This is a genomic window from Geobacillus sp. FSL W8-0026 (assembly GCF_037966255.1).
Taxonomy (GTDB): Bacteria; Bacillota; Bacilli; order Bacillales; family Anoxybacillaceae; genus Geobacillus; species Geobacillus icigianus.
Genome location: NZ_CP150194.1, coordinates 1,244,592 through 1,264,189, shown reverse-complemented (window position 1 = coordinate 1,264,189; position 19,598 = coordinate 1,244,592). Strand labels below are relative to the sequence as shown.

16 protein-coding genes are annotated in these 19,598 nt (G+C 53.4%); 3 read left to right on the top strand and 13 right to left on the bottom strand.

Annotated features, from left to right (window positions below; all coding sequences use genetic code 11):
- Positions 1–78: 78 nt before the first annotated feature.
- Entirely contained in the window at positions 79–2,142 is a 2,064-nt protein-coding gene (locus NST29_RS06400) for a sigma-54-dependent Fis family transcriptional regulator (RefSeq protein ID WP_033019163.1), read from the bottom strand.
- A gap of 138 nt (positions 2,143–2,280) precedes the next feature.
- Here NST29_RS06400 and NST29_RS06395 point away from each other — a divergent pair, with 138 nt between their 5' ends.
- The gene (locus NST29_RS06395) at positions 2,281–2,529 is read left to right on the top strand and encodes a DUF2627 domain-containing protein (protein WP_033019165.1); all 249 of its coding nucleotides are present in this window, start codon (positions 2,281–2,283) and stop codon (positions 2,527–2,529) included.
- 105 nt (positions 2,530–2,634) lie between these two features.
- Here the strand turns inward: NST29_RS06395 and NST29_RS06390 are convergent, their stop codons facing one another.
- Positions 2,635–3,363, bottom strand: coding sequence for a glycerophosphodiester phosphodiesterase (locus NST29_RS06390; protein ID WP_033019167.1), 729 nt, complete (start codon positions 3,361–3,363; stop codon positions 2,635–2,637).
- Between the two features lie 361 nt (positions 3,364–3,724).
- On the bottom strand, positions 3,725–5,182 hold the full coding sequence (locus NST29_RS06385) for an IS66 family transposase (RefSeq protein WP_033022449.1): 1,458 nt from the start codon (positions 5,180–5,182) through the stop codon (positions 3,725–3,727).
- 164 nt (positions 5,183–5,346) lie between these two features.
- Here NST29_RS06385 and NST29_RS06380 point away from each other — a divergent pair, with 164 nt between their 5' ends.
- Together NST29_RS06380 and NST29_RS06375 are read left to right on the top strand one after the other, a co-directional pair.
- A complete protein-coding gene (locus NST29_RS06380) occupies positions 5,347–5,919 on the top strand; it encodes a hypothetical protein (protein ID WP_339232833.1) in 573 nt (190 codons plus the stop codon).
- 441 nt (positions 5,920–6,360) lie between these two features.
- Positions 6,361–7,929 carry an IS1182 family transposase gene (locus NST29_RS06375; RefSeq protein ID WP_033018017.1) on the top strand — a complete coding sequence of 523 codons (1,569 nt, stop codon included), beginning with the start codon at positions 6,361–6,363 and terminating at the stop codon, positions 7,927–7,929.
- Positions 7,930–8,171: 242 nt separating this feature from the next.
- Here NST29_RS06375 and spo0A read toward each other — a convergent pair whose 3' ends face one another.
- The 10 genes from spo0A to folD all read right to left on the bottom strand — a co-directional run bounded on the left by spo0A (position 8,172) and on the right by folD (position 19,544).
- On the bottom strand, positions 8,172–8,990 hold the full coding sequence (spo0A, locus tag NST29_RS06370) for a sporulation transcription factor Spo0A (protein ID WP_172418799.1): 819 nt from the start codon (positions 8,988–8,990) through the stop codon (positions 8,172–8,174).
- A 271-nt stretch (positions 8,991–9,261) separates the two neighbouring features.
- Entirely contained in the window at positions 9,262–10,557 is a 1,296-nt protein-coding gene (gene spoIVB / locus NST29_RS06365; protein WP_081897236.1) for a SpoIVB peptidase, read from the bottom strand.
- 241 nt (positions 10,558–10,798) lie between these two features.
- The gene (gene recN / locus NST29_RS06360; RefSeq protein WP_172418491.1) at positions 10,799–12,520 is read right to left on the bottom strand and encodes a DNA repair protein RecN; all 1,722 of its coding nucleotides are present in this window, start codon (positions 12,518–12,520) and stop codon (positions 10,799–10,801) included.
- Between the two features lie 237 nt (positions 12,521–12,757).
- Positions 12,758–13,207 (bottom strand): transcriptional regulator ArgR, encoded by a 450-nt coding sequence (gene argR, locus NST29_RS06355; RefSeq protein ID WP_033019362.1) that lies wholly within the window; start codon positions 13,205–13,207, stop codon positions 12,758–12,760.
- A 50-nt stretch (positions 13,208–13,257) separates the two neighbouring features.
- A complete protein-coding gene (locus NST29_RS06350; RefSeq protein WP_172418490.1) occupies positions 13,258–14,106 on the bottom strand; it encodes a TlyA family RNA methyltransferase in 849 nt (282 codons plus the stop codon).
- 5 nt (positions 14,107–14,111) lie between these two features.
- The gene (dxs, locus tag NST29_RS06345) at positions 14,112–16,004 is read right to left on the bottom strand and encodes a 1-deoxy-D-xylulose-5-phosphate synthase (protein WP_033019358.1); all 1,893 of its coding nucleotides are present in this window, start codon (positions 16,002–16,004) and stop codon (positions 14,112–14,114) included.
- A gap of 203 nt (positions 16,005–16,207) precedes the next feature.
- Positions 16,208–17,101, bottom strand: a complete 894-nt coding sequence (locus NST29_RS06340; protein WP_033019356.1) for a polyprenyl synthetase family protein — start codon at positions 17,099–17,101, stop codon at positions 16,208–16,210.
- A gap of 3 nt (positions 17,102–17,104) precedes the next feature.
- Entirely contained in the window at positions 17,105–17,335 is a 231-nt protein-coding gene (locus NST29_RS06335; RefSeq protein ID WP_033019355.1) for an exodeoxyribonuclease VII small subunit, read from the bottom strand.
- Positions 17,328–18,677, bottom strand: a complete 1,350-nt coding sequence (xseA, locus tag NST29_RS06330) for an exodeoxyribonuclease VII large subunit (protein WP_033019353.1) — start codon at positions 18,675–18,677, stop codon at positions 17,328–17,330. Before xseA ends, NST29_RS06335 begins: the two co-directional genes overlap by 8 nt.
- Before the next feature lie 12 nt (positions 18,678–18,689).
- Positions 18,690–19,544, bottom strand: coding sequence for a bifunctional methylenetetrahydrofolate dehydrogenase/methenyltetrahydrofolate cyclohydrolase FolD (folD, locus tag NST29_RS06325; RefSeq protein WP_033844159.1), 855 nt, complete (start codon positions 19,542–19,544; stop codon positions 18,690–18,692).
- Positions 19,545–19,598: the final 54 nt, after the last annotated feature.

The following is a 19,598-nucleotide window of genomic DNA, read 5'->3' as shown; positions in this document are numbered from 1 at the left end:
ACACCAAAACGATGAAAGCGCTTTAAACAAACCATTTTTCCTTCATTGGTATGTGCAACTTTTTTCTTACCATGAAAATTATTGCATGCTTTTTTTGTCAAGTCCGTATTTTTCCAACTTATAGTATAAATTGCGCACCGAAATGCCAAGCGCTCGGGCAGTCGCCGTTTTGTTGCCGCCATGGCGGCGGAGCGCCTGTTCGAGCAGCCGCGCTTCATAGCACGCCACCATTTCATCGAGCGGACGCAATTCTTCTTCGCTTTCGCCGCCGAATGAAGGAGAGGAGGACGGCGTTGTCAACGGCGGCAAATGAAGGACGTCAATCATCACCTCATGAAATTTCATGAAAATCATCGCCCGGCCAAGCACATTTTCGAGCTCCCGGACATTGCCCGGCCAATCATAGGCCAACAGCTGCGCCATCGCTTCGTCCGTCACCCCTTCGACATTGCGCCCGTAATCTTGGTTCAGTTTCTGGATCAAATGTCGGCAAAGCGCCGGAATATCTTCCTTGCGGGCACGCAGCGGCGGAATGGAAATCGGCATCCGGTTGAGCCGATAGTATAAATCTTCGCGAAACGCGCCAGCAGCGATCGCTTTTTCCAGATTGACGTTGGTCGCGGCGATGACGCGGACGTTGATCGGAATCGGCTTCGTCCCGCCGACGCGAACGATTTCTCGCTCCTGCAAAACGCGAAGCAGCTTCGCTTGCGTGCTCGCTGATAATTCACCAATTTCGTCAAGAAAAATGCTGCCGTTGTTCGCTTCTTCAAACAGCCCGCGCTTGCCGCCGCGCCGCGCCCCGGAAAACGCTCCTTCCTCGTAGCCAAACAATTCGCTTTCTAATAATGTTTCCGGAATGGCGGCGCAATTCACACGGATAAACTTGTTATACTTTCGATCGCTGGCGTTATGAATGGCGTGGGCGAACAGCTCTTTGCCGGTCCCCGATTCCCCGCGCAATAAAATCGTTGCCGGCGTTTTCGCCGCCAGCTTGGCTTGCTCAATCGCCACTTTCATTTCTTCCGACTCGCCGATAATATCGGCAAACGAATATTTCGCCTCAAGATTGCGGATAATTTGCCGCGCCCGGTTGAGCTCCGCCGTCAGCCGCTGAATTTCCGAGACATCATGGATGACGCCAACGCTTCCTTTCAAGACGCCATCGACGATAATCGGCGCGACATTGACGATGACGTCCCGATTTTTGGGGCCGACTTTCATGCGCGCTCCGCGCACCGGGCGGCGCGTTTTCAATACTTGCATATGCATGCTTTCGCCCTCGGCAATATCGGCGGTCGCCGGCTTGCCGATCACGTCTTCTTCCTTCAAACCGGTAAGCCTCGTGTAGGCCGGATTGATCAAAATGCCGTTTCCGTTCTCATCGACCACGGAAATCGCTTCTTCCGATGAATGAATGATCGCTTCAAGCATCATCCGAACTTCCTTTAAATCGGTAATTTCCTCAGCTAAGGCGACAAGTTCAGTGACGTCTTTCAATACGGCGAGCGCCCCAAACAGTTGGCCGCTGTCATCGATGATCGGCATGCGGGTCGTGATTAATTTTTTGCCATTGGGAAGCTCGACTTCTTGGTGAAACTCCGTTTGCCGGGTTTTCAGAACACGCGGCAGCCCGCTCGACGGCAAAACGGTGAGGATGTGCTTGCCAATCGCTTCCTGTTTGTCAAGCGCGAGCAACTCCGCGGCGCTTTCGTTCATATCGGTGACGTACCCATATTCATCGACAACGATCATGCCGTCATGGGACGAATGAAAGATGAGGGCGCGCCGGGCTGCTTCGCTTTTCAGCTTGGCGATCAACGCTTCTTTCTCTTCGACCAACTCCGCCATCATGCGGGCAACGGCGCTTGGGACGATGTTCACCCCGTTTGGCGCCAAGTCACGAATCTCCTCAAGCACCTCGGCTCTGCCCGTTGTTTCAATAATCAAATCGAGCGGCTCTCTCAACCACGGCCGCCAGTCGCTGGCCGCGGCGATGCCCCACTTTTTCGCCAGCTGCAGCCCCGGAGCGTTTTCATCGACATCGACGACCGCCTTCACCTCAAACCCCGACGCTTCATGAAGCAGCTTCAGCAGCGATGTTCCGCGCGCATCGGCCCCGACGATCACAACGTTCTTCATTCGCTCCACCACACTTCGCTATATGTCAATTTTTGCAGACACTTTTATCATACTTGATTTCCTCTTTCCTTGACAAATCGGGGATAACCGTTATGATAATCGATAAAGTCCATTTTGTCGGAAAGGAATGCGATCGCGATGGAGCGAATCATGGCGCTGTTGATTTTAGTCATTCCTGGCCTTGGCGCGGCGCTTGGCATTAAATGGATGCGCGATGCGTTGTTCGGCATCAGCGATCCGCCGTTCGCGCTTTTATGTCTGCAATTTTTCGCAGGATTTTTGCTGTTTGCCGCCGGACTGGCGTTTATCGGCGGATTTGTATTGCATCATGACCGAAAGCGGAACAAAGTGCAGACGCGTTTCCAGCGCCGCCGCAACACTCGTTGAGAGAGGCAAAAAAAACGCCTTACCTCTTCGGTCAAGGCGTTTCCTCCCTCCGTCGCTTTGCTTGCTGCTTTGCAAATGGCCGCCCGGATGGCCGCGCGCATCGAGTCAAGGCGTTTCCTCTTTCCATTGCTTCGCCTGTTGCGGGTAGTCGGTGAAGATGGCGTCAACGCCATAGGAAAACATCGTTTTCATCGCGTTTCGCTTATTCACCGTAAACGGGCGCACCGCCACCCCACGCTGCCGCGCTTCCGCCGCCCATTTCGCCGTGACGGTTCGATAATGAGGATGCAAGCCATCCGCTTTCATGACTCGCACATACGTCCATGGATCATGGAGCGGGTCGATCGACAAAAGCGCCGTCTCCATGTCGGGAGCCAGCTCTCGACAAAGGCGCATGCTGTTATGGTTGAACGATGACAAAATCGTCCGCTTCTCAAGCCCGTAGCGGCGCACGAGGGCAATCGTTTTTTGCTCGAGCTTTTCGTAAGCGATCAAGCTGTTTTTCAACTCGATGTTGACGGCCAGCGGAGTGGGCGCCAACCACGCCAACACTTCTTCCAAATGAGGAATGGGGCAATGACCATACCGCCCCCGCCATGTCGCCGCCGCGTTCAGCGCCCGCAGTTCGCGGTACGTCATGTCTTTCACCCAGCCGCTTCCGTCCGTCGTTCGGTCGACCGTTTCATCGTGAATGACGACCACTTCGCCGTCCTTGGTGAGCTGCACATCGAGTTCAATGCCGTCCGCTCCCACGTTTGCCGCCTCGATAAACGCCACCATCGTATTTTCCGGGTGTGTGCCTGCCGCTCCCCGATGGGCAAAAATCATAGTCATCTCCGTCTCCCTTTCCTCCATGTTGACCGCTCGACTCGTGAACAAAAACAAGCGATACAAAAGCAATTTTGACGATCATCATTAGCGTATCATGCACATACAGCTTAGAACAAGCATCTTTTTCTACGTATCCGTTTCATTCTTTTTAGACCAAATAAATTGTGTAAAAAAAAATCGTTTTATGCAGGAAATTTGCAGACCACCAGCGAATGCTTTTATAAACAAAGGAAAAGGAGGATGTTGCCTTGATGAAAAAGAAGATGGGACTGTCCGCGCTTATTATTTTGTATCCATTCAGCCCAATACTAGCGAGATTTTCAGAATCCAGCACCAATAGGGCATTTCCGGTATCGAAAACGCCCTAGGAGGAATGGAGAAGCGTTTGAAGAGACTCCCCACTTAGAAGTTTTTGCAACGATTCCCACACCGGCTTTCCGTGTTTTTGCAGGGTAGAAATGACGCTACGAATGATACAGAAAGCCTTGGCATCGTCTTCCTGACGAAACGTTCCGGAAATTTTTTGTTTGACTTTCACCATCCGCAAATCGCGCTCAGCTTGGTTGTTGTCAAACGGCACTTCTTTCTTTCGCAGGAAGAGAAGCGCTTCTTGTTTGCGCTTTTCTAGGCGCTGGATGAAATGTTGCGCGTTGCGGACGCCGTCATGCTTGCCTTGTTGGCAACGTTCATCGAGTTCTCGGCGACCATTCGCTAGACGCTCGTCGTACACGGCTTCCCAATACCGGACTTCCTCTTCCGGTAGAGCCCCGCCCGCGTTCTCCACCGCCTGTTTCATCTCCAACAACGCTTCGGCCATCTCTTTCGACCATGAATGGCCGTACAGTTCGGTATATGCCCGAAGCTCCCGGAGATGATGGGCATGGCAAAGCGCATGGCTCGCCTCTCTGTACATCGGGTACACCGAATACGCATCATGCACCATCGTTCCTTTGTACCTCGGCAAGATCCCGATGTCGTCCGTCGCTTGCTTGCCACGAGAACGATGCAGTCCGTATCGGGTGGCCTTGGCAGTGGAAGCCACGTGCACCCATTGGTTCTTCCCGTTCACACGCAGACTTGTTTCATCGACGTGTAACGTCTTGGACGCGAGCAACGCCGTTTCGATCTCTTCGGTCACTGCTTCTAACACAGGGAGCCATCGTCTCGTCATGTTCACGACCGTGCCTGCACTCATCGAATGGTTCACTAACGCTTTGACCATCTCGGTGACACGCTCGCACGGGATCAACTGTGCATGGTTCCAGTATAAAACAAGGGAAGTGAGGACGGGCCCGTACTGGACATGATTCGTGACATAAAAAGGAAACTCTGCCTGCTGGACAAGATGACATTCCGGACAACCCTTTACTTCCCGTTCGTGTTGAGTCACTTCCATTCGAACCATTGGGAGGTCGAACACTTGGCGAATGTCTACTTGAAGCGGAGCGACATGTTCTAAAGAGTGACCACATCCTTCGCATTGGGTCACGCGGTGAATGACTCGATGGTCAGGATTCGGTACTTGGCGGAGCGTCGTTCCTTGGTGTCCCGGCTGCCCGCCCGGCTGTTTCCCCGACGTTTGGCGAGAAGGAGATTTCGCCACAAACCGGTCAGAGGACGGCGGTAAATGGCTGTTGGTACTGTTTTTTTTTGTACGGGCTTCTAACTCTGCGATACGTGCTTTCAATTGTTGGTTTTCTTGACGTAGTTGCTCGTTTTCTCGAATGAGTTTTTTCATCATTTGTGCTTGATACTCGATTTTTGCGACCATGCTTTCGAGTGTAAAGACCGCTTGTTGGAAATCAAAAACAACGTTTGCCATCATGTTCACCTCCCTTGTCTTGGATGGTACTAGTATAGACAAGGGGAGCGAGAATCAACCAGAGTTCGTAAACTTTTTCTATGTAACGGCTGAATAGTTACATTATTTTTGCTATTCTTTTTTCTTTTGGCCTAGGCGCCATTGCCGCACCTAAGCTTACGCTATTGTTCAACAACAAACAGCAAAAAATCGATGTTCGGATCATCAACAACCAACCTTACGTCCCACTGTATAGCATCGTTGGTCTTTTTGGTGGAAAAGTCACGTATGAGAAAAAAACAAACCGTTATCAAGTGACTTCAAAAGATTTCAATCCTCACCCTAGTCAAGCGAAGTCATATACCGTGAACGTCATGGGCGCGTCTGGTCCAATGAAAATCACGATCAATAAGGTCACAGTCGATCCAGCATACAAATACGATCCATATTTACCGCCCATTAAAGCGGTTGTGCTCGATGTGGTTGTTGAAAATACATCATCGGCAAAAATCAGCTGGCATCCTGCTCAAGGAATTTTCGCTTTGAATACCGGAGAGCAGATCGAGGACGCGTTGTTGTATTCACAAAATGTCAGCGGTGATTTTTTAGGTCATACGGTCAAGAAAGGAAAAATCGCCCTGCCTGTTCACGGAGACTTGGAACGAGTGAGAATGGTGAAATGCTATATCCATGCTGCTTTTGATGAACAGCTACAACCAGTTGGAGAAGATTTGTCCTTAGAAATTCCATTCCGCTAAATCATCTCGATAAAATTACCTGAAACGAATAGCGTCGTCCTCATCAAGCAGACAAACGGCCCGGGTTCTGGGAGGCTGGTGATGTAGGGGGACAGGTCGCTTCCCAATCTCGTTTCTTAAATAGAAAATCTTGGTCATGCCGTCTTTTGATTTGTTGTGATTTCCTACTCGTCGGCCGTTGTTTTTCACCAATCCTTCACCTTGTTGCTTAAAGATGCAGTTGCTGTATTTATCGTTCAAGTCTTGAAGAACCAAAAACGTAGACAGTTGGACCGGCCCTTAAATGGCAAATAAACCGAATGAAGAGGGTGTCCCAAAAGTGTTCGCATAGCGTTCGCTTTTCGGACACCCTCCTTTTTTTCGCAAAAAAAAATAAGAAAACCGTTCCTCTTTTGGTATAATAAAGTCACCATAACCCTACCAAGAAAGGACGGTTTTCTTATGTACATTTATTATAACCGAGATCAACTCATTTTGCCAATGGATCTTGAAATTTTCATTCCGGAACATCATCTTTGCCGGATCGTGGATCTGGCAGTGGAAAAAATGGATCCGGCTCTGCTCGTTTCCCTCTATCCTGGTGGAGGCCGCCCAGCCTATCATCCGAAAATGATGTTGAAAGTCATCCTGTATGCCTACGCCAATCGGATCTACTCCTCTCGCCAAATCGCCAAGCAGTTGAAAGAAAACATTTACTTTATGTGGCTCTCCGGCCATCAAACACCGGATTTCCGCACGATCAACCGATTTCGCTCGGAACGGATGAAGGACGTCATTTACGAAACGTTTTTCTCCATTGTTGATCTTCTGCGTCAAGAAGGGCTCGTCAAACTAGAGGATTACTTTCTGGATGGAACGAAAATCGAGGCCAATGCCAACAAATACACGTTCGTTTGGCGCAAATCAACGGAAAAGTACGATCAGAAGCTGGAGGAGAAATTCCGGCAAATCGTTGCCTCGATCGAACAGGTGGCGAAAGAAGATGAAGAGGCGGAACAAGAAGGGGATTTTCAAGAAAAACTGGAAGCTTCACCGATTACGTCCGAAAAGATCGAAGCCGTCATCGAACAAGTGGAAGAACGCCTAAAGAAAGAGCCGAAGAATCGCACGTTAAAGAAAGCAAAACGGCAATTGGAGCAAGATCTTCTCCCCCGTAAGAAGAAGTATGAAGAATACAAAGAAGTGTTGGGCGAACGGAACAGCTTTTCGAAAACGGATCCGGATGCGACATTCATGCGAATGAAAGACGACCATATGAAAAACGGCCAGCTCAAACCGGGATATAATGTGCAGATTGGGACAGAGAACCAATTCATCACTGGATTTAGCGTGCATCAACGGGCGGGGGATGCCGGATGTTTCATTCCGCATTTGGAGCAATTGGCCGCCTATGGACGCCCAATGCCCAAACGGGCCATTGCGGATTCCGCCTATGGGAGTGAGGAGAACTACACGTACTGCGAGAAAAAGAAGATCGTCGCCCTGATCAAGTACAACACGCTGGACCGGGAACAAACGAAAGCGTGGGCGAAAGAGACCGGCCGAATCGAGAACATGACGTATGATGAGGAGCTGGATGAGTGGATTTGCGCCAAAGGGGAACGGTTGGTGTTTGTGTATGAACGGAAGGAAACGACCGACAATGGGTACGTTACCGTCAAACGGACGTATCGTTGTACGGCATGTGCCGGATGCCCGTTTCAAACGGCATGCGCCAAAGGCAAAGACACGAAAACCATCCGCGTTTCTTTGAAGAATCAACAACAACGGCAGGAGATTCGGGAACGGCTGTCCACGGAAGAAGGGGCGGCGACATATCGAAGACGGCAAATCGAAAACGAGCCGGTGTTTGGGCAAATCAAGCATAACCAGCAATTCCAGCGCTTTTTGTTAAGGGGGCTCCCAAAAATTACCGTGGAATGGGGGCTTATTTGTGCTGCCCACAATTTGAGAAAGTGGGCGGCCACCGTCCACCCAATAAAAAGAAAAAGGGAGAACATACGGGGATAAGAAGAAGCAGATCCTTTGAGAAAGTAAAAAATAGACAAATAATGTAAAAACAAAAGCAGGAGGCTGTCCTCAAAAGGTCGTTTTACCGACCTTTTGGGACAGCCTCTCTCGTTCGTTGATAGCGATCAGTTTATCCGTCAACAAACGTTGCCTCACGGCGCCAGCGCTCAACAGGTGCCGCGAGAAGCTGACAATAGCGCTTTTGTCCGCCCGTCAATCCAACCTCAGCTGATTTCTGCTGCTCACGACGCCTTATGCTCAAGCCGCAGCTTATCGGCCACCATGGCGATGAATTCCGAGTTGGTCGGCTTGGCTTTCGAAACGCTCACCGTATAGCCAAAGAGCGAGGAAATCGATTCGAGGTTGCCGCGGCTCCAAGCGACTTCAATCGCGTGACGGATGGCGCGTTCAACGCGGCTGGCGGTCGTATTGTATTTTTTGGCGATGTCCGGATACAACACTTTCGTAATGGAGCCGAGCAGTTCGATATCGTGATACACCATCGCGATCGCTTCACGCAAATACAAATAGCCTTTAATATGGGCCGGAACGCCGATTTCATGAATGATGCTCGTAATGCTCGCGTCCAAGTTTTTCGGCTTATTGTCGCGCGTTTGGTACGCTGACAGCGGCTTTTTGACGATCGGCGTCGTTTTGCCGTGAATTTGCCGGATATGATGGACTAAGTTTTCCATATCAAATGGCTTTAAAATGAAATAGGAGGCGCCAAGTTCCACCGCCTTTTTCGTGACGTCCTCTTGCCCGAACGCCGTCAGCATAATCACGTTCGGCTGATGTTCGAAATGGGTGCGAATTTTCTCGAGCACCGCCAACCCGTCCAAATGCGGCATAATGATGTCGAGAAGCAACATGTCAGGCCGTTTTTCCTCCAGCATGCGCAAGCATTCTTGGCCGTTGTATGCCGTTCCAATCACTTCCATGTCCGGTTGACTGGAAATATATTCATCAAGCAATGTCACCAGTTCCCGGTTATCGTCGGCAATGCACACTTTAATGCTCAAATGAATCGTCCTCCCCCGCATTTTGTTGCTATGTAGCATTCCGTTAACGTACATTCGACAACAACAGCGGAAAATCCTTTTATTTTTTTGAAAATAAAATTATAACAAAAAACGGGTCGATTAGACAATGTTCGTTTTTCGAAAAAAGACGTTTGTCGAAAAATCGTGATCCCACCTCCATTCTAACGGATGTTTCACCAAATATCTATGCAAAAATGGCCATATTTTTGCTCGTTTTTTCTTTTTTTCGCTTGTCCTTCGCACAGCCGGGCGGTTGGGCAAGCCGCGACAAAAAGCGAGCCGACGATCGTCAGCTCGCTTTCTTTTGGTTGCCATATAGATCGATTCCCGCCTGCTGAAGCATCCATTCGATATGGACGCCGTAGCCGGATGTCGGGTCATTGACGAACACGTGCGTGACGGCGCCGACAAGTTTGCCGTCTTGGATGATCGGGCTGCCGCTCATCCCTTGGACGATTCCCCCTGTTTTCTTCAACAAACGCGGGTCAGTGACGCGAATCACGAGGCCTTTGGTCGCCGGAAATTTCTGCGGAATGGTGCTGACAATTTCCACGTCAAACTGTTCGACTTTGTCGTTTTCGACCACCGTCAGCATTTTCGCTGGCCCTTCCTTCACTTGACTGGCCAAAGCGACAGGAATCGGCTTGGTGATCGGGCCATCCGGCAGCGGTTTCGTCAGTTTGCCGAAAATGCCGAATGGGCTGTTGACGGTGATGGTGCCGATCACTTTCTCCCCGTCGGCAAAGCGGGCCAATTTTTCACCGGGATTCCCGCTCGTTCCTTTTTCAATCGAGGTGACGGTCGAGCGCATGATTTGCCCATTTTGGACAACGATCGGCTTTTTCGTGTCCATATCGGAAATGACGTGGCCAAGCGCCCCGTACGTTTTCGACTTCGGATCATAAAACGTCATCGTTCCGATGCCGGCGGCTGAATCGCGGATATAGAGGCCGATGCGGTAGACACCATCGTGTTTGTCTTTCAGCGGAACGAGCTTCGCCGTCATGGCGTGCTGATCGCGCAGGATTTGCAGATGAAGCGGTTTTCCTGTTTTTCCGGCTTCCTCAATGAAAGGGGAGAGGTCGCTCATGTTTTCAATTTTTTGGCCATTGATGCCGGTAATGATGTCGCCGACTTGGATGCCGGCCGCTTCGCCCGGCGATTGTTTTCCATGGTCGGTTTCAACAAGATGGTAGCCGACGACAAGGACGCCGACCGTATTGAGCTTGACGCCGATCGATTGCCCGCCGGGAATGACTTTGAGCGTCGGCAGCACCTTGACATCCACTTGCTTAATCGGCATCCCGGCGACTTCAAGCACCATTGTTCCTTGTCCGCGCCGTTTCGCCTTGACTGCCAATGAACCGTTTTTCTGCTCGACTTCGAGCGTTTCGGGAGCGTTTTGTACATTCACGGCCGCTTGCGCTGGAAGGGAGGCGGTGTTCCATTTGACCGCATCACCTTCAAACAGAACAAGCTGTTTCGGGATTTGCCCATATTCCTTCATCGGCTTGGACAACCCGATGGCCGTTATGATGCCAAGGAGCAGCACTCCTGCGATTGTTCGCGCCATCTCTTTCTTCAATGTCGTTCACTCTCCTCGCTCCCGCCTACACCATGCAAAAACGGTTACAGTTTTAATTTTGCCTGAACGGGGGAAAATATAATCGCCGCCGACATAAAAAAGCTGCCCGGAATGGATGGTGCATCCGGGCAGCTCGCACGTCCAAAGCCGGCCCGCATCAAACAACCAAAAGCCGGGCCTTTCTTTGTTTTTCGCCCTTGACCGGGCATTTCAACGTGAATTCCCCTCCTCGCCGGGCGGCTTATTGTTTCATTTTCGCCGCCAATTCGAGCAGCTCTTTGGCGTGCCGTTTCGTCAATTCCGTCATCTCCACGCCGGAAATCATGCGGCCGATCTCTTTCACTTTTTCTTCTTCATCCAGCTTTCTCACGACCGTTTTCGTCCGCTCCCCGTCCGTTTCCTTGGCGATCAGCAAATGGGTGTCGGCCATCGCCGCGACTTGAGGCAAGTGCGAAATGCACAGCACTTGCGACTGGTTGGCGATGCGGTAAATTTTTTCTGCCATCGCTTGGGCGACGCGGCCGCTCACCCCGGTATCGACTTCATCGAAAATGATCGATGTGACGCCTTGATGCTTGGAAAAAATCGTTTTTAGGGCGAGCATGATGCGCGACAGCTCGCCGCCGGAAGCCACTTTCGCGAGCGGTTTCAGCGGTTCGCCGACGTTCGTGGAAAGGTAAAACTCGACAACGTCGACGCCGTCTTCGTGAAACTTGACCGGCACGCCGTCGACCAGCGGGGCGTCAAGCGGGCCTTCCCGCTTCGCAAAAACGATGTCAAACTTCGTTTTGTCCATATACAAGTCTTTCAGCTCTTGGTGAATGCGCTCGCATAACTGCCGGGCGTGCGCCTGCCGCACGTTGGTCAGCCGCTTCGCCTCGGCGAGCAATTCATCGGTTATCACAGCCAGCTGCCGCTCGAGCTCGTGCACATGCGTTTCGCGGTTTTCGATCGCTTCGATTTCTTCGGCGATCGTCTCGGCATATTGCAAAATGTCGGCGATCGTCGCCCCGTATTTCCGCTTCAGTTGTTGAATGTCGGCGAGGCGGCTTTCAATGGCATCGAGCCGCAGCGGGTCATACTCGAGCTCCTCGAGCTGATCGCGCAGCTTGTACAGGACCTCTTCGAGCAAATAGTAGCTGTTCGCGGTCGCATCGTGCGCCTCTTTGAGGGCGGCGTCCATGGCGGCGACATCGGCGAGCTGGCGCATCGCTTCCCCGATCGAATCGAGACCGCGCCCCTCGCCGGCTAGCGCTTCATAGCTTCGCTGGATCGCCGTGTAAATTTTTTGGAAGTTGGCGATGCGCACTTTCTCTTCCATCAGCCGTTCGTCTTCGCCCGGTTCGAGCGCCGCCTGCTCGATTTCGCGCAGCTGAAACGTCAGCAAATCGAGACGATGCGCCATCTGCTGTTCGTTTTCACTCAGTTTTTTGATTTTTTTCACCAATGTTTCGTACCGCTCATATACAGCGCGGTAAGCGGCGAGCGCCGCCGCCGTTTCAGCGCCGCCAAATTCGTCGAGCAGCGGCAGATGGCGCGCCGGGTCCATCAGCTCTTGATGTTCGTGCTGACCGTGGATGTCCACCAACGTCGCCCCGATTTCGCGCAAGGTCGCCGTCGTCACCAGTTTGCCGTTGATGCGGCAGACGCTTTTTCCATTGGCTAAGATGTCGCGACGCAGCACCACCATTCCGTCGCTCACATCAATGCCGGCATCGGCGCATGTTTGGCAGCACGGATGGCGGTCATCGTCAAGCAAAAACAGCCCTTCGATCTCTGCCTTTTCCGCGCCGAAGCGGACGAATTCGGCGGAACCGCGGCCGCCGATCAGCAGATGAATCGCATCGATGATGATCGATTTGCCCGCTCCGGTTTCCCCGGTCAACACGGTCAGTCCTTTGTCGAACGACAGCGAGAGCGACTCGATAATGGCAAAATTTTTAATCGACAGTTCCGCGAGCATTCCATCACTCCTTGCCTGTCCGATCCGTTCTCCCTACCCATTATAGCACATATGTTCGAATCGGTGAACCGATCGCTTCGAACATTCGTCTCATCAACGGCTTTTTAGGGGGCCGGTGATTGACTCACGCAACCGCTTCTTGGAATCGTTTCTCCAGTAGAAAAACTGGCTGCATCAGCTTCTATGTTCACGCGTTCCATCATCGACCAAGGCAAACAGCGGTTTTTCACCAACCTTTTAGAGCATGGAAAGCAGCTGGCGGGATACTTTGTTCGCGTCTTTCGACGTCCGGCAAATAATGAGGCACGTATCGTCACCGCAAATCGTTCCGACGATTTCGTTCCAATCCAAATGATCGAGCAGGACGCCGATGGCATGGGCGTTGCCCGGCAGCGTTCGCAAAACGAGCAAATTGCCCGCCCCATCGAGCTTGACAAACACATCGACAAGCGCCCGCTTCAGCTTTTGCAGCGGATTGAAGCGCTGGTCAGACGGCAGGCTGTATTTGTAGCGTCCGTTGGCCATCGGCACCTTGACAAGCTGCATCTCTTTAATATCGCGCGAGACGGTTGCTTGCGTCACGCGAAAGCCGGCTTCCCTCAGCCGGTCAACGAGTTCGTCCTGCGTCTCGATGTCGTTGTTCATAATGATTTCGCGAATTTTAATATGCCTTTGTCCTTTGTTCACATTCGGCCACCTCCTGCTCTTTCCGCGATGAAACCGGTTTTGTAGCCCGTCTACTGGCCGCTTCCCTGCACCTCTCCAGCGCGCAAACAGGCGTGCGCCTCGCTCACCACATCCGCGATCGGCGCTGCCAGGCGGTTTTCTCCCTCTCGGTCTTCACCGGGATAGACGGCGTGTAGCAAAAACTCAATGTTGCCGTCACCACCGGTGATCGGCGAATACGACAGATGAACGACGGCAAATCCTTGCTGGCAAGCAAAGCGAACGAGCGATTCCAACACGTCTTGATGAATGCGGGGGTCGCGGACGATGCCTTTTTTGCCGACGTGCTCCTTGCCGGCTTCAAACTGGGGTTTGACAAGGGCGACGACATCGCCGCCGGGCACGAGTACCGTTTTGACAACCGGCAAAATGAGGCGAAGCGAAATAAATGATACATCAATGACGGCCACTTCCGGCAGCCCCTTTGTAAACAAGTCGGGCGTCACGTAACGAAAGTTGGTCCGCTCCATCACGACAACGCGCTCGTCTTGGCGCAGCTTCCAAGCGAGCTGGTTGTAGCCGACGTCCACGGCATACGACAGCCTCGCCCCATGCTGCAAGGCGCAGTCGGTAAACCCTCCCGTTGACGCCCCGATATCGAGAACGATTTTGTTTTCGATATCGATTTGAAAGTCGCGCAGCGCCTTTTCCAGTTTCAAACCGCCGCGGCTGACATACGGGAGCGGATTGCCCTTCACCTCGAGCGGGATGTCGGCCGGCACTTTTTCCCCCGGTTTTTCGAGCCGGACGCCGTTCGCATAGACGAGCCCGGCCATGACCGCCCGCTTCGCTTTTTCCCGCGTTTCCGCCAATCCTCGTTCCACGAGCAGCACATCGATTCGTTCTTTTCTTTCCTTCATCGTCTTCAAGCCCTTTTCTGTTTTCTTGGCGCCATCGTTTTGATCCGGTCGACGATATGAGCCGCCGTCAGCCCGATTTCCCGGAGCAGCTCGCCAACGCTGCCGTGCTCGATAAAGCGGTCGGGAATCCCCATCCGCTCGATGACCGCTCCGTGATAGCCATGATCATGGGCAAACTCCAAGACCGCACTGCCAAACCCGCCTTGCAGCACCGCCTCTTCGACCGTTAAAATCGGCAGGCGACGCTCAAGCAGATCGTGAAGCATCGTCTCATCCATCGGTTTGATAAAACGAGCGTTCACCACCTTGACAGACATTCCGTCTTTCGCCAGCTCCTCGGCGGCCTCGAGCGCCATTGAAACCGTCGTGCCAAACGTCAAAATCGCCGCGTCATGACCGTCGCGCAACACTTCCCACGTCCCGATCGGAATTTCTTTCAGCTCCTCGTCAAGCGGCACGCCAAGTCCGTTGCCGCGCGGGAACCGCATGGCGATCGGCCCGCCGTCATAGCGGATAGCCGTATACACCATGTGCTGACCTTCGTTTTCGTCTTTTGGCATCATCAACACTAAGTTCGGCACATGGCGCAAAAACGCGATATCAAATACCCCTTGGTGCGTTTCGCCGTCAGCGCCGACCAATCCGGCCCGGTCGATGGCGAAAAAGACGTTTACGTTTTGCCGACAGACGTCGTGAACGACTTGGTCGTACGCGCGCTGCAAAAACGTTGAATAAATGGCCAAAAACGGCTTCATCCCTTGCGTCGCCAGCCCGGCCGCCAGCGTCGTCGCGTGCTGTTCGGCAATGCCGACATCAAACATCCGCTCCGGAAACTCGCTTGCAAACCCTTCCAACTTCGAGCCGACCGGCATGGCCGGGGTAATGGCGACAATGCGCGGATCAGTGCGAGCGAGCCGGCGCACCGTTTCGCTGACCAACGCGCTCCAAGACGGGCCGGCTTCCTTCGTTTTGACAAACGTGCCGGTTTCGATTTTGTATGGCCCCGTTCCGTGCCACGTTCCGATTTTGTCATTTTCCGCCGGGCTGTAGCCTTTCCCTTTCTTTGTGATCACATGCACGAGCACCGGGCCCTTCATTTTTTTTGCATAGCGCAAATTCTCGAGCAAGTCTTCAAAATCGTGACCGTCGACCGGCCCCAAATACGTGAACCCGAGCTCTTCAAAAAAAACACCGGAAACGAGCAAATATTTCAAGCTGTCTTTCAGCCGTTCGGCCGTCGCTGCCAGCTTGCCGCCCACCGCCGGGATGCGCTTGAGCAGCAGCTCGAGCTCATCTTTCACCCATTGGTATTTGCCGGCGGTGCGCAGCCGGCCAAGAACGTTATGCAGCGCCCCGACGTTCGGGGCGATCGACATTTCATTATCGTTTAAAATGACGATCATATCCGTTTTTTCATGGCCGATATGGTTGAGCGCCTCCAGCGCCATGCCGCCGGTGAGCGCCCCGTCGCCGATAATCGGGACGATGTATTCATTGGTTCCTTTTAAGTCGCGGGCGATGGCCATTCCCATCGCCGCTGACAGCGATGTCGAGCTATGGCCTGTTTCCCAGACGTCGTGCTCGCTTTCACTTCGCTTCGGAAACCCGGACAGCCCTTTGTATTGCCGGAGCGTATCAAACTCGGCAGCGCGCCCGGTCAAAATTTTATGCACGTATGACTGATGGCCGACATCCCAAATGAGCTTGTCCTTCGGGCTGTCAAACTCCCGATGGAGGGCGATCGTCAACTCCACGACGCCTAAATTCGGACCGATATGCCCGCCGGTTTTCGACAGCTTTTCAATTAAAAACCGCCGGATGTCGGCGCTCAATTGTTTCAGTTCGGAGATGGACATCGTTTTCACGACGCGCGGATGGTCAATTTTTGTTACGTCCAACCAAGATCACTCGCTTTCGTTTCGTCGTTTTTCGGCCCGGTTCTTCTATGATACAGGTAGTATTATTATACATAATCAGGCGCGAAAAATCGACTTTGGCCGCCAAACGCCGCCGTTTCCGTCAAGCTATGCTGTTATCATCGCCAACAACAAACAAAGCGGCCGCCTCGCCCTGATCGAACAGGAAAGGCCGCCGCCCTATGTCAATGGTCGCGCGCTGCGACAAGCTCGCAAATGTAGGCGAGCGCGGCGCCATTCACCTTCGCTTGTCGCAAATGGCGCTGCGCTTCTTCGATGTGAACCCGCAGCGTTTGTTTCGCGCCGGCGAGCGTGAGAAGAGCCGGATACGTCGCCTTGTTGTTGTCGCGGTCGCTGCCGACTCGTTTTCCAATTTTTTCCTCGGCCCCTTCAATGTCGAGAATATCATCGCGAATTTGAAACGCGAGGCCTAAGTGGTCGGCAAAAGCCTCAAGCTCGCGCTGCTGCTCGGTGCTGGCGCCGCCGATGAGCGCTCCGGCACGCACGCTGTATTGCAGCATTTTCCCGGTTTTATGCCGGTGGATATACTCCAGTTCTGCAAGCGAAAGCGTTTTTCCTTCTCCTTCCATATCGGCGACCTGTCCGGCCACCATGCCTTCCGGGCCCGCCGCTTGCGCGAGCTGTTCGATGAGCTGGAGGCGGACGGGAGGGGAAATGCGATCGTCATCGATTTCGGCGATCAGCTGAAAGGCGTACGTCAGCAGCGCATCGCCAGCCAAAATCGCCATCGCCTCGCCAAACACTTTATGATTCGTCGGTTTGCCGCGCCGCAAATCATCATTGTCCATGCTTGGCAAGTCGTCGTGAATGAGCGAATACGTATGAATCATTTCCACCGCCGCGGCAACCGGCAGACCAAGGGCGGGATCTTTGCCAAGCGCCTGCACGGTCGCCAACAATAAAAGCGGACGAATGCGTTTGCCTCCGGCCTCGAGCGAGTACGCCATCGCCCGCCTGAGCGTCTCCGGCCCGCGGAGGCGCGCCATATAGCGGGAAAGCGTCTCCTCAACCGCCCGTTTTTGCCCGTTTAAAAACTGTTCAATCTCTCGCTGCTCCACCCGTTACTCCTCCTCCGGCGAAAAAGGCACGAGCTCGCCGTCTTCGCGCAGCAAATACTCGAGCTTGTTTTCCACCTGCTGCAGTTTGTCGTGGCATAGTTTCGACAGTTTCATTCCTTCTTGAAAAAAGGCGATGGCCTCCTCTAGCGGCACATTTCCTTCTTCGAGTTTTTCCACGATCGCTTCAAGCTGTTTCATCGCTTCTTCAAACGTCAGCTCTTTTTCTTCACTCATCGCGTTTCTCCTCCACTCCCATGACTTGGCAGTTCACCCGTCCATCTTGAACTCGAACTGACAGACGTTCGCCGACGGCAAGCTGGCTGAGCCGTTTGACAAGCTCCCCTCGCTCATTGTACACCAAACTATAGCCGCGTTCCATGACGCGAAGCGGGCTGAGCGCCTCGAGCCGGGCGAGATGGGAGCGAAAGCGGAACGCATGGCGCTCTAACGCCGACCGCATCGCTTTTTTCAACGCGGTGGCGGCCGCGATTTGCCGCTCTTTTACCCGTTCAAGCTCCGCCGCCGGATGATGGCGCCATAACCGCAAGCCAAGCTCGCGCAGCTGTCGATGCTTCTCGTCGACATACGATCGGCGCTGACGGTGAAGCCGCTCAAGCAAGGCATCGAACTGCTGCTCCTTTTGCTCGTACAACCGTTTCGGGTAGCGAAACGCGTACGACGCTTGCAGACGATCAAGCCGTTCTCGGCCGGCGGCGAGCCGTTCCTTCATGGCGCGGATGAGCCGCCATTTCCGCTCCGCGAGCCGCTCCGCCAACTCACCGACGTGCGGCACCGCCAGTTCGGCGGCGGCAGTCGGCGTCGGCGCGCGCAAATCGGCGACAAAATCAGCGATCGTAAAATCGGTCTCATGGCCGACCGCTGAAATGATCGGCACCCGGGAAGCGAAAATGGCGCGCGCGACCATTTCTTCATTGAACGCCCATAACTCTTCAATCGATCCGCCGCCGCGGCCGACGATCAAGACGTCGACCGCGCCGAGCTCGTTGGCCCGCTCAATGGCGCGGGCAATCGAGGAGGCGGCCCCTTCCCCCTGGACGAGCGCCGGAAATAAAATCACTTTCGCCAACGGATAGCGCCGGCGGATGGTGGTCATGATATCGCGCACCGCCGCTCCGGTCGGCGACGTGACAACGCCGATGCAGCGCGGAAAGGCGGGAAGCGGCTTTTTATGGGCCGACGCAAACAGCCCTTCCGCCTCGAGCCGCTGCTTCAGCTGTTCATAGGCCAAATACAAGCTGCCAACGCCTTCCGGCTGCATTTCTTTGACATACAGCTGATAGTTGCCGTTCGGTTCGTAGACAGAAATTTCCCCGCGCGCGAGCACGTTCATCCCGTCTTCAGGACGAAACGGTAAATGCTGGTTGTAGCCGGCAAACATGACGGCGGCAATGCGCCCTTGGCTGTCTTTCAACGTAAAATACATATGGCCGCGCGAATGCTGCTTAAAGTTGGAAATCTCGCCTTTTACCCATAAGTCGCGCAAATGCGGATCGACATCGAACTTGCGTTTGATGTACTTCGTCAATGCCCCGACCGTGACATATTTGACTTCCACGGATCCTTGCCCTCACTTTGCAGCCAGCTCTCGGGCCGCTTCGATCGTATTGTGCAAAAGCATCGTGATCGTCATCGGTCCTACTCCGCCCGGCACCGGCGTAATATAGCCGGCCACTTCTTTCACCGCCTCAAAATCAACGTCGCCGCACAGTTTGCCATTTTCAAGCCGGTTGACGCCGACATCAATGACGACCGCCCCGGGCTTGACGTGCTCTGGGCCGATGAGGCGGGCCTTGCCGGCGGCGACGATTAAAATATCAGCTTGGCGGGTGATGGCCGCTAGATCGTTTGTTTTGGAATGAGTGTACGTCACCGTGGCGTGTTCGCGCAAAAACAGCTGGCCAACCGGTTTGCCGACGATGTTGCTTCGGCCGATGACGACGACATGTTTGCCAACGATGTCAATGCCAGCGGACTTCACCATCGCGACAACGCCATGCGGCGTGCAAGGAAGAAACGCGCGCTGGCCGATCATCATTTTTCCGACGTTGATCGGGTGAAACCCGTCGACATCTTTTTCCGGGGCGATCGTTTCAATGACCGACCATTCGCGAATATGCTCCGGGAGCGGCAGCTGCACCAAAATGCCGTGCACCGCCGAATCGGCGTTCAAGGCGCGAATTTGCGCCAACAGCGTCTCTTCATCGACCGTTTTCGGAAACGAATAAAGAAAAGAACGAATACCGACTTCGGCACACGCTTTTTGTTTTCCTTTCACATAGGAATGTGACGCCGGATCATCGCCGACCAAAACGACCGCCAACCCCGGCTCGACGCCGGCCGCTTTCAGCTGCGCCACCTCCTCCGCCAGCGCGGCGCGAATCGTCTTCGCCATTTCCGTTCCGCTAATGATTTGTGCTGTCATGGTCTCCCTTCTCCTCTCCTCGTCCATCATTCCGTCTTCTTCCGCCCAAGCGGC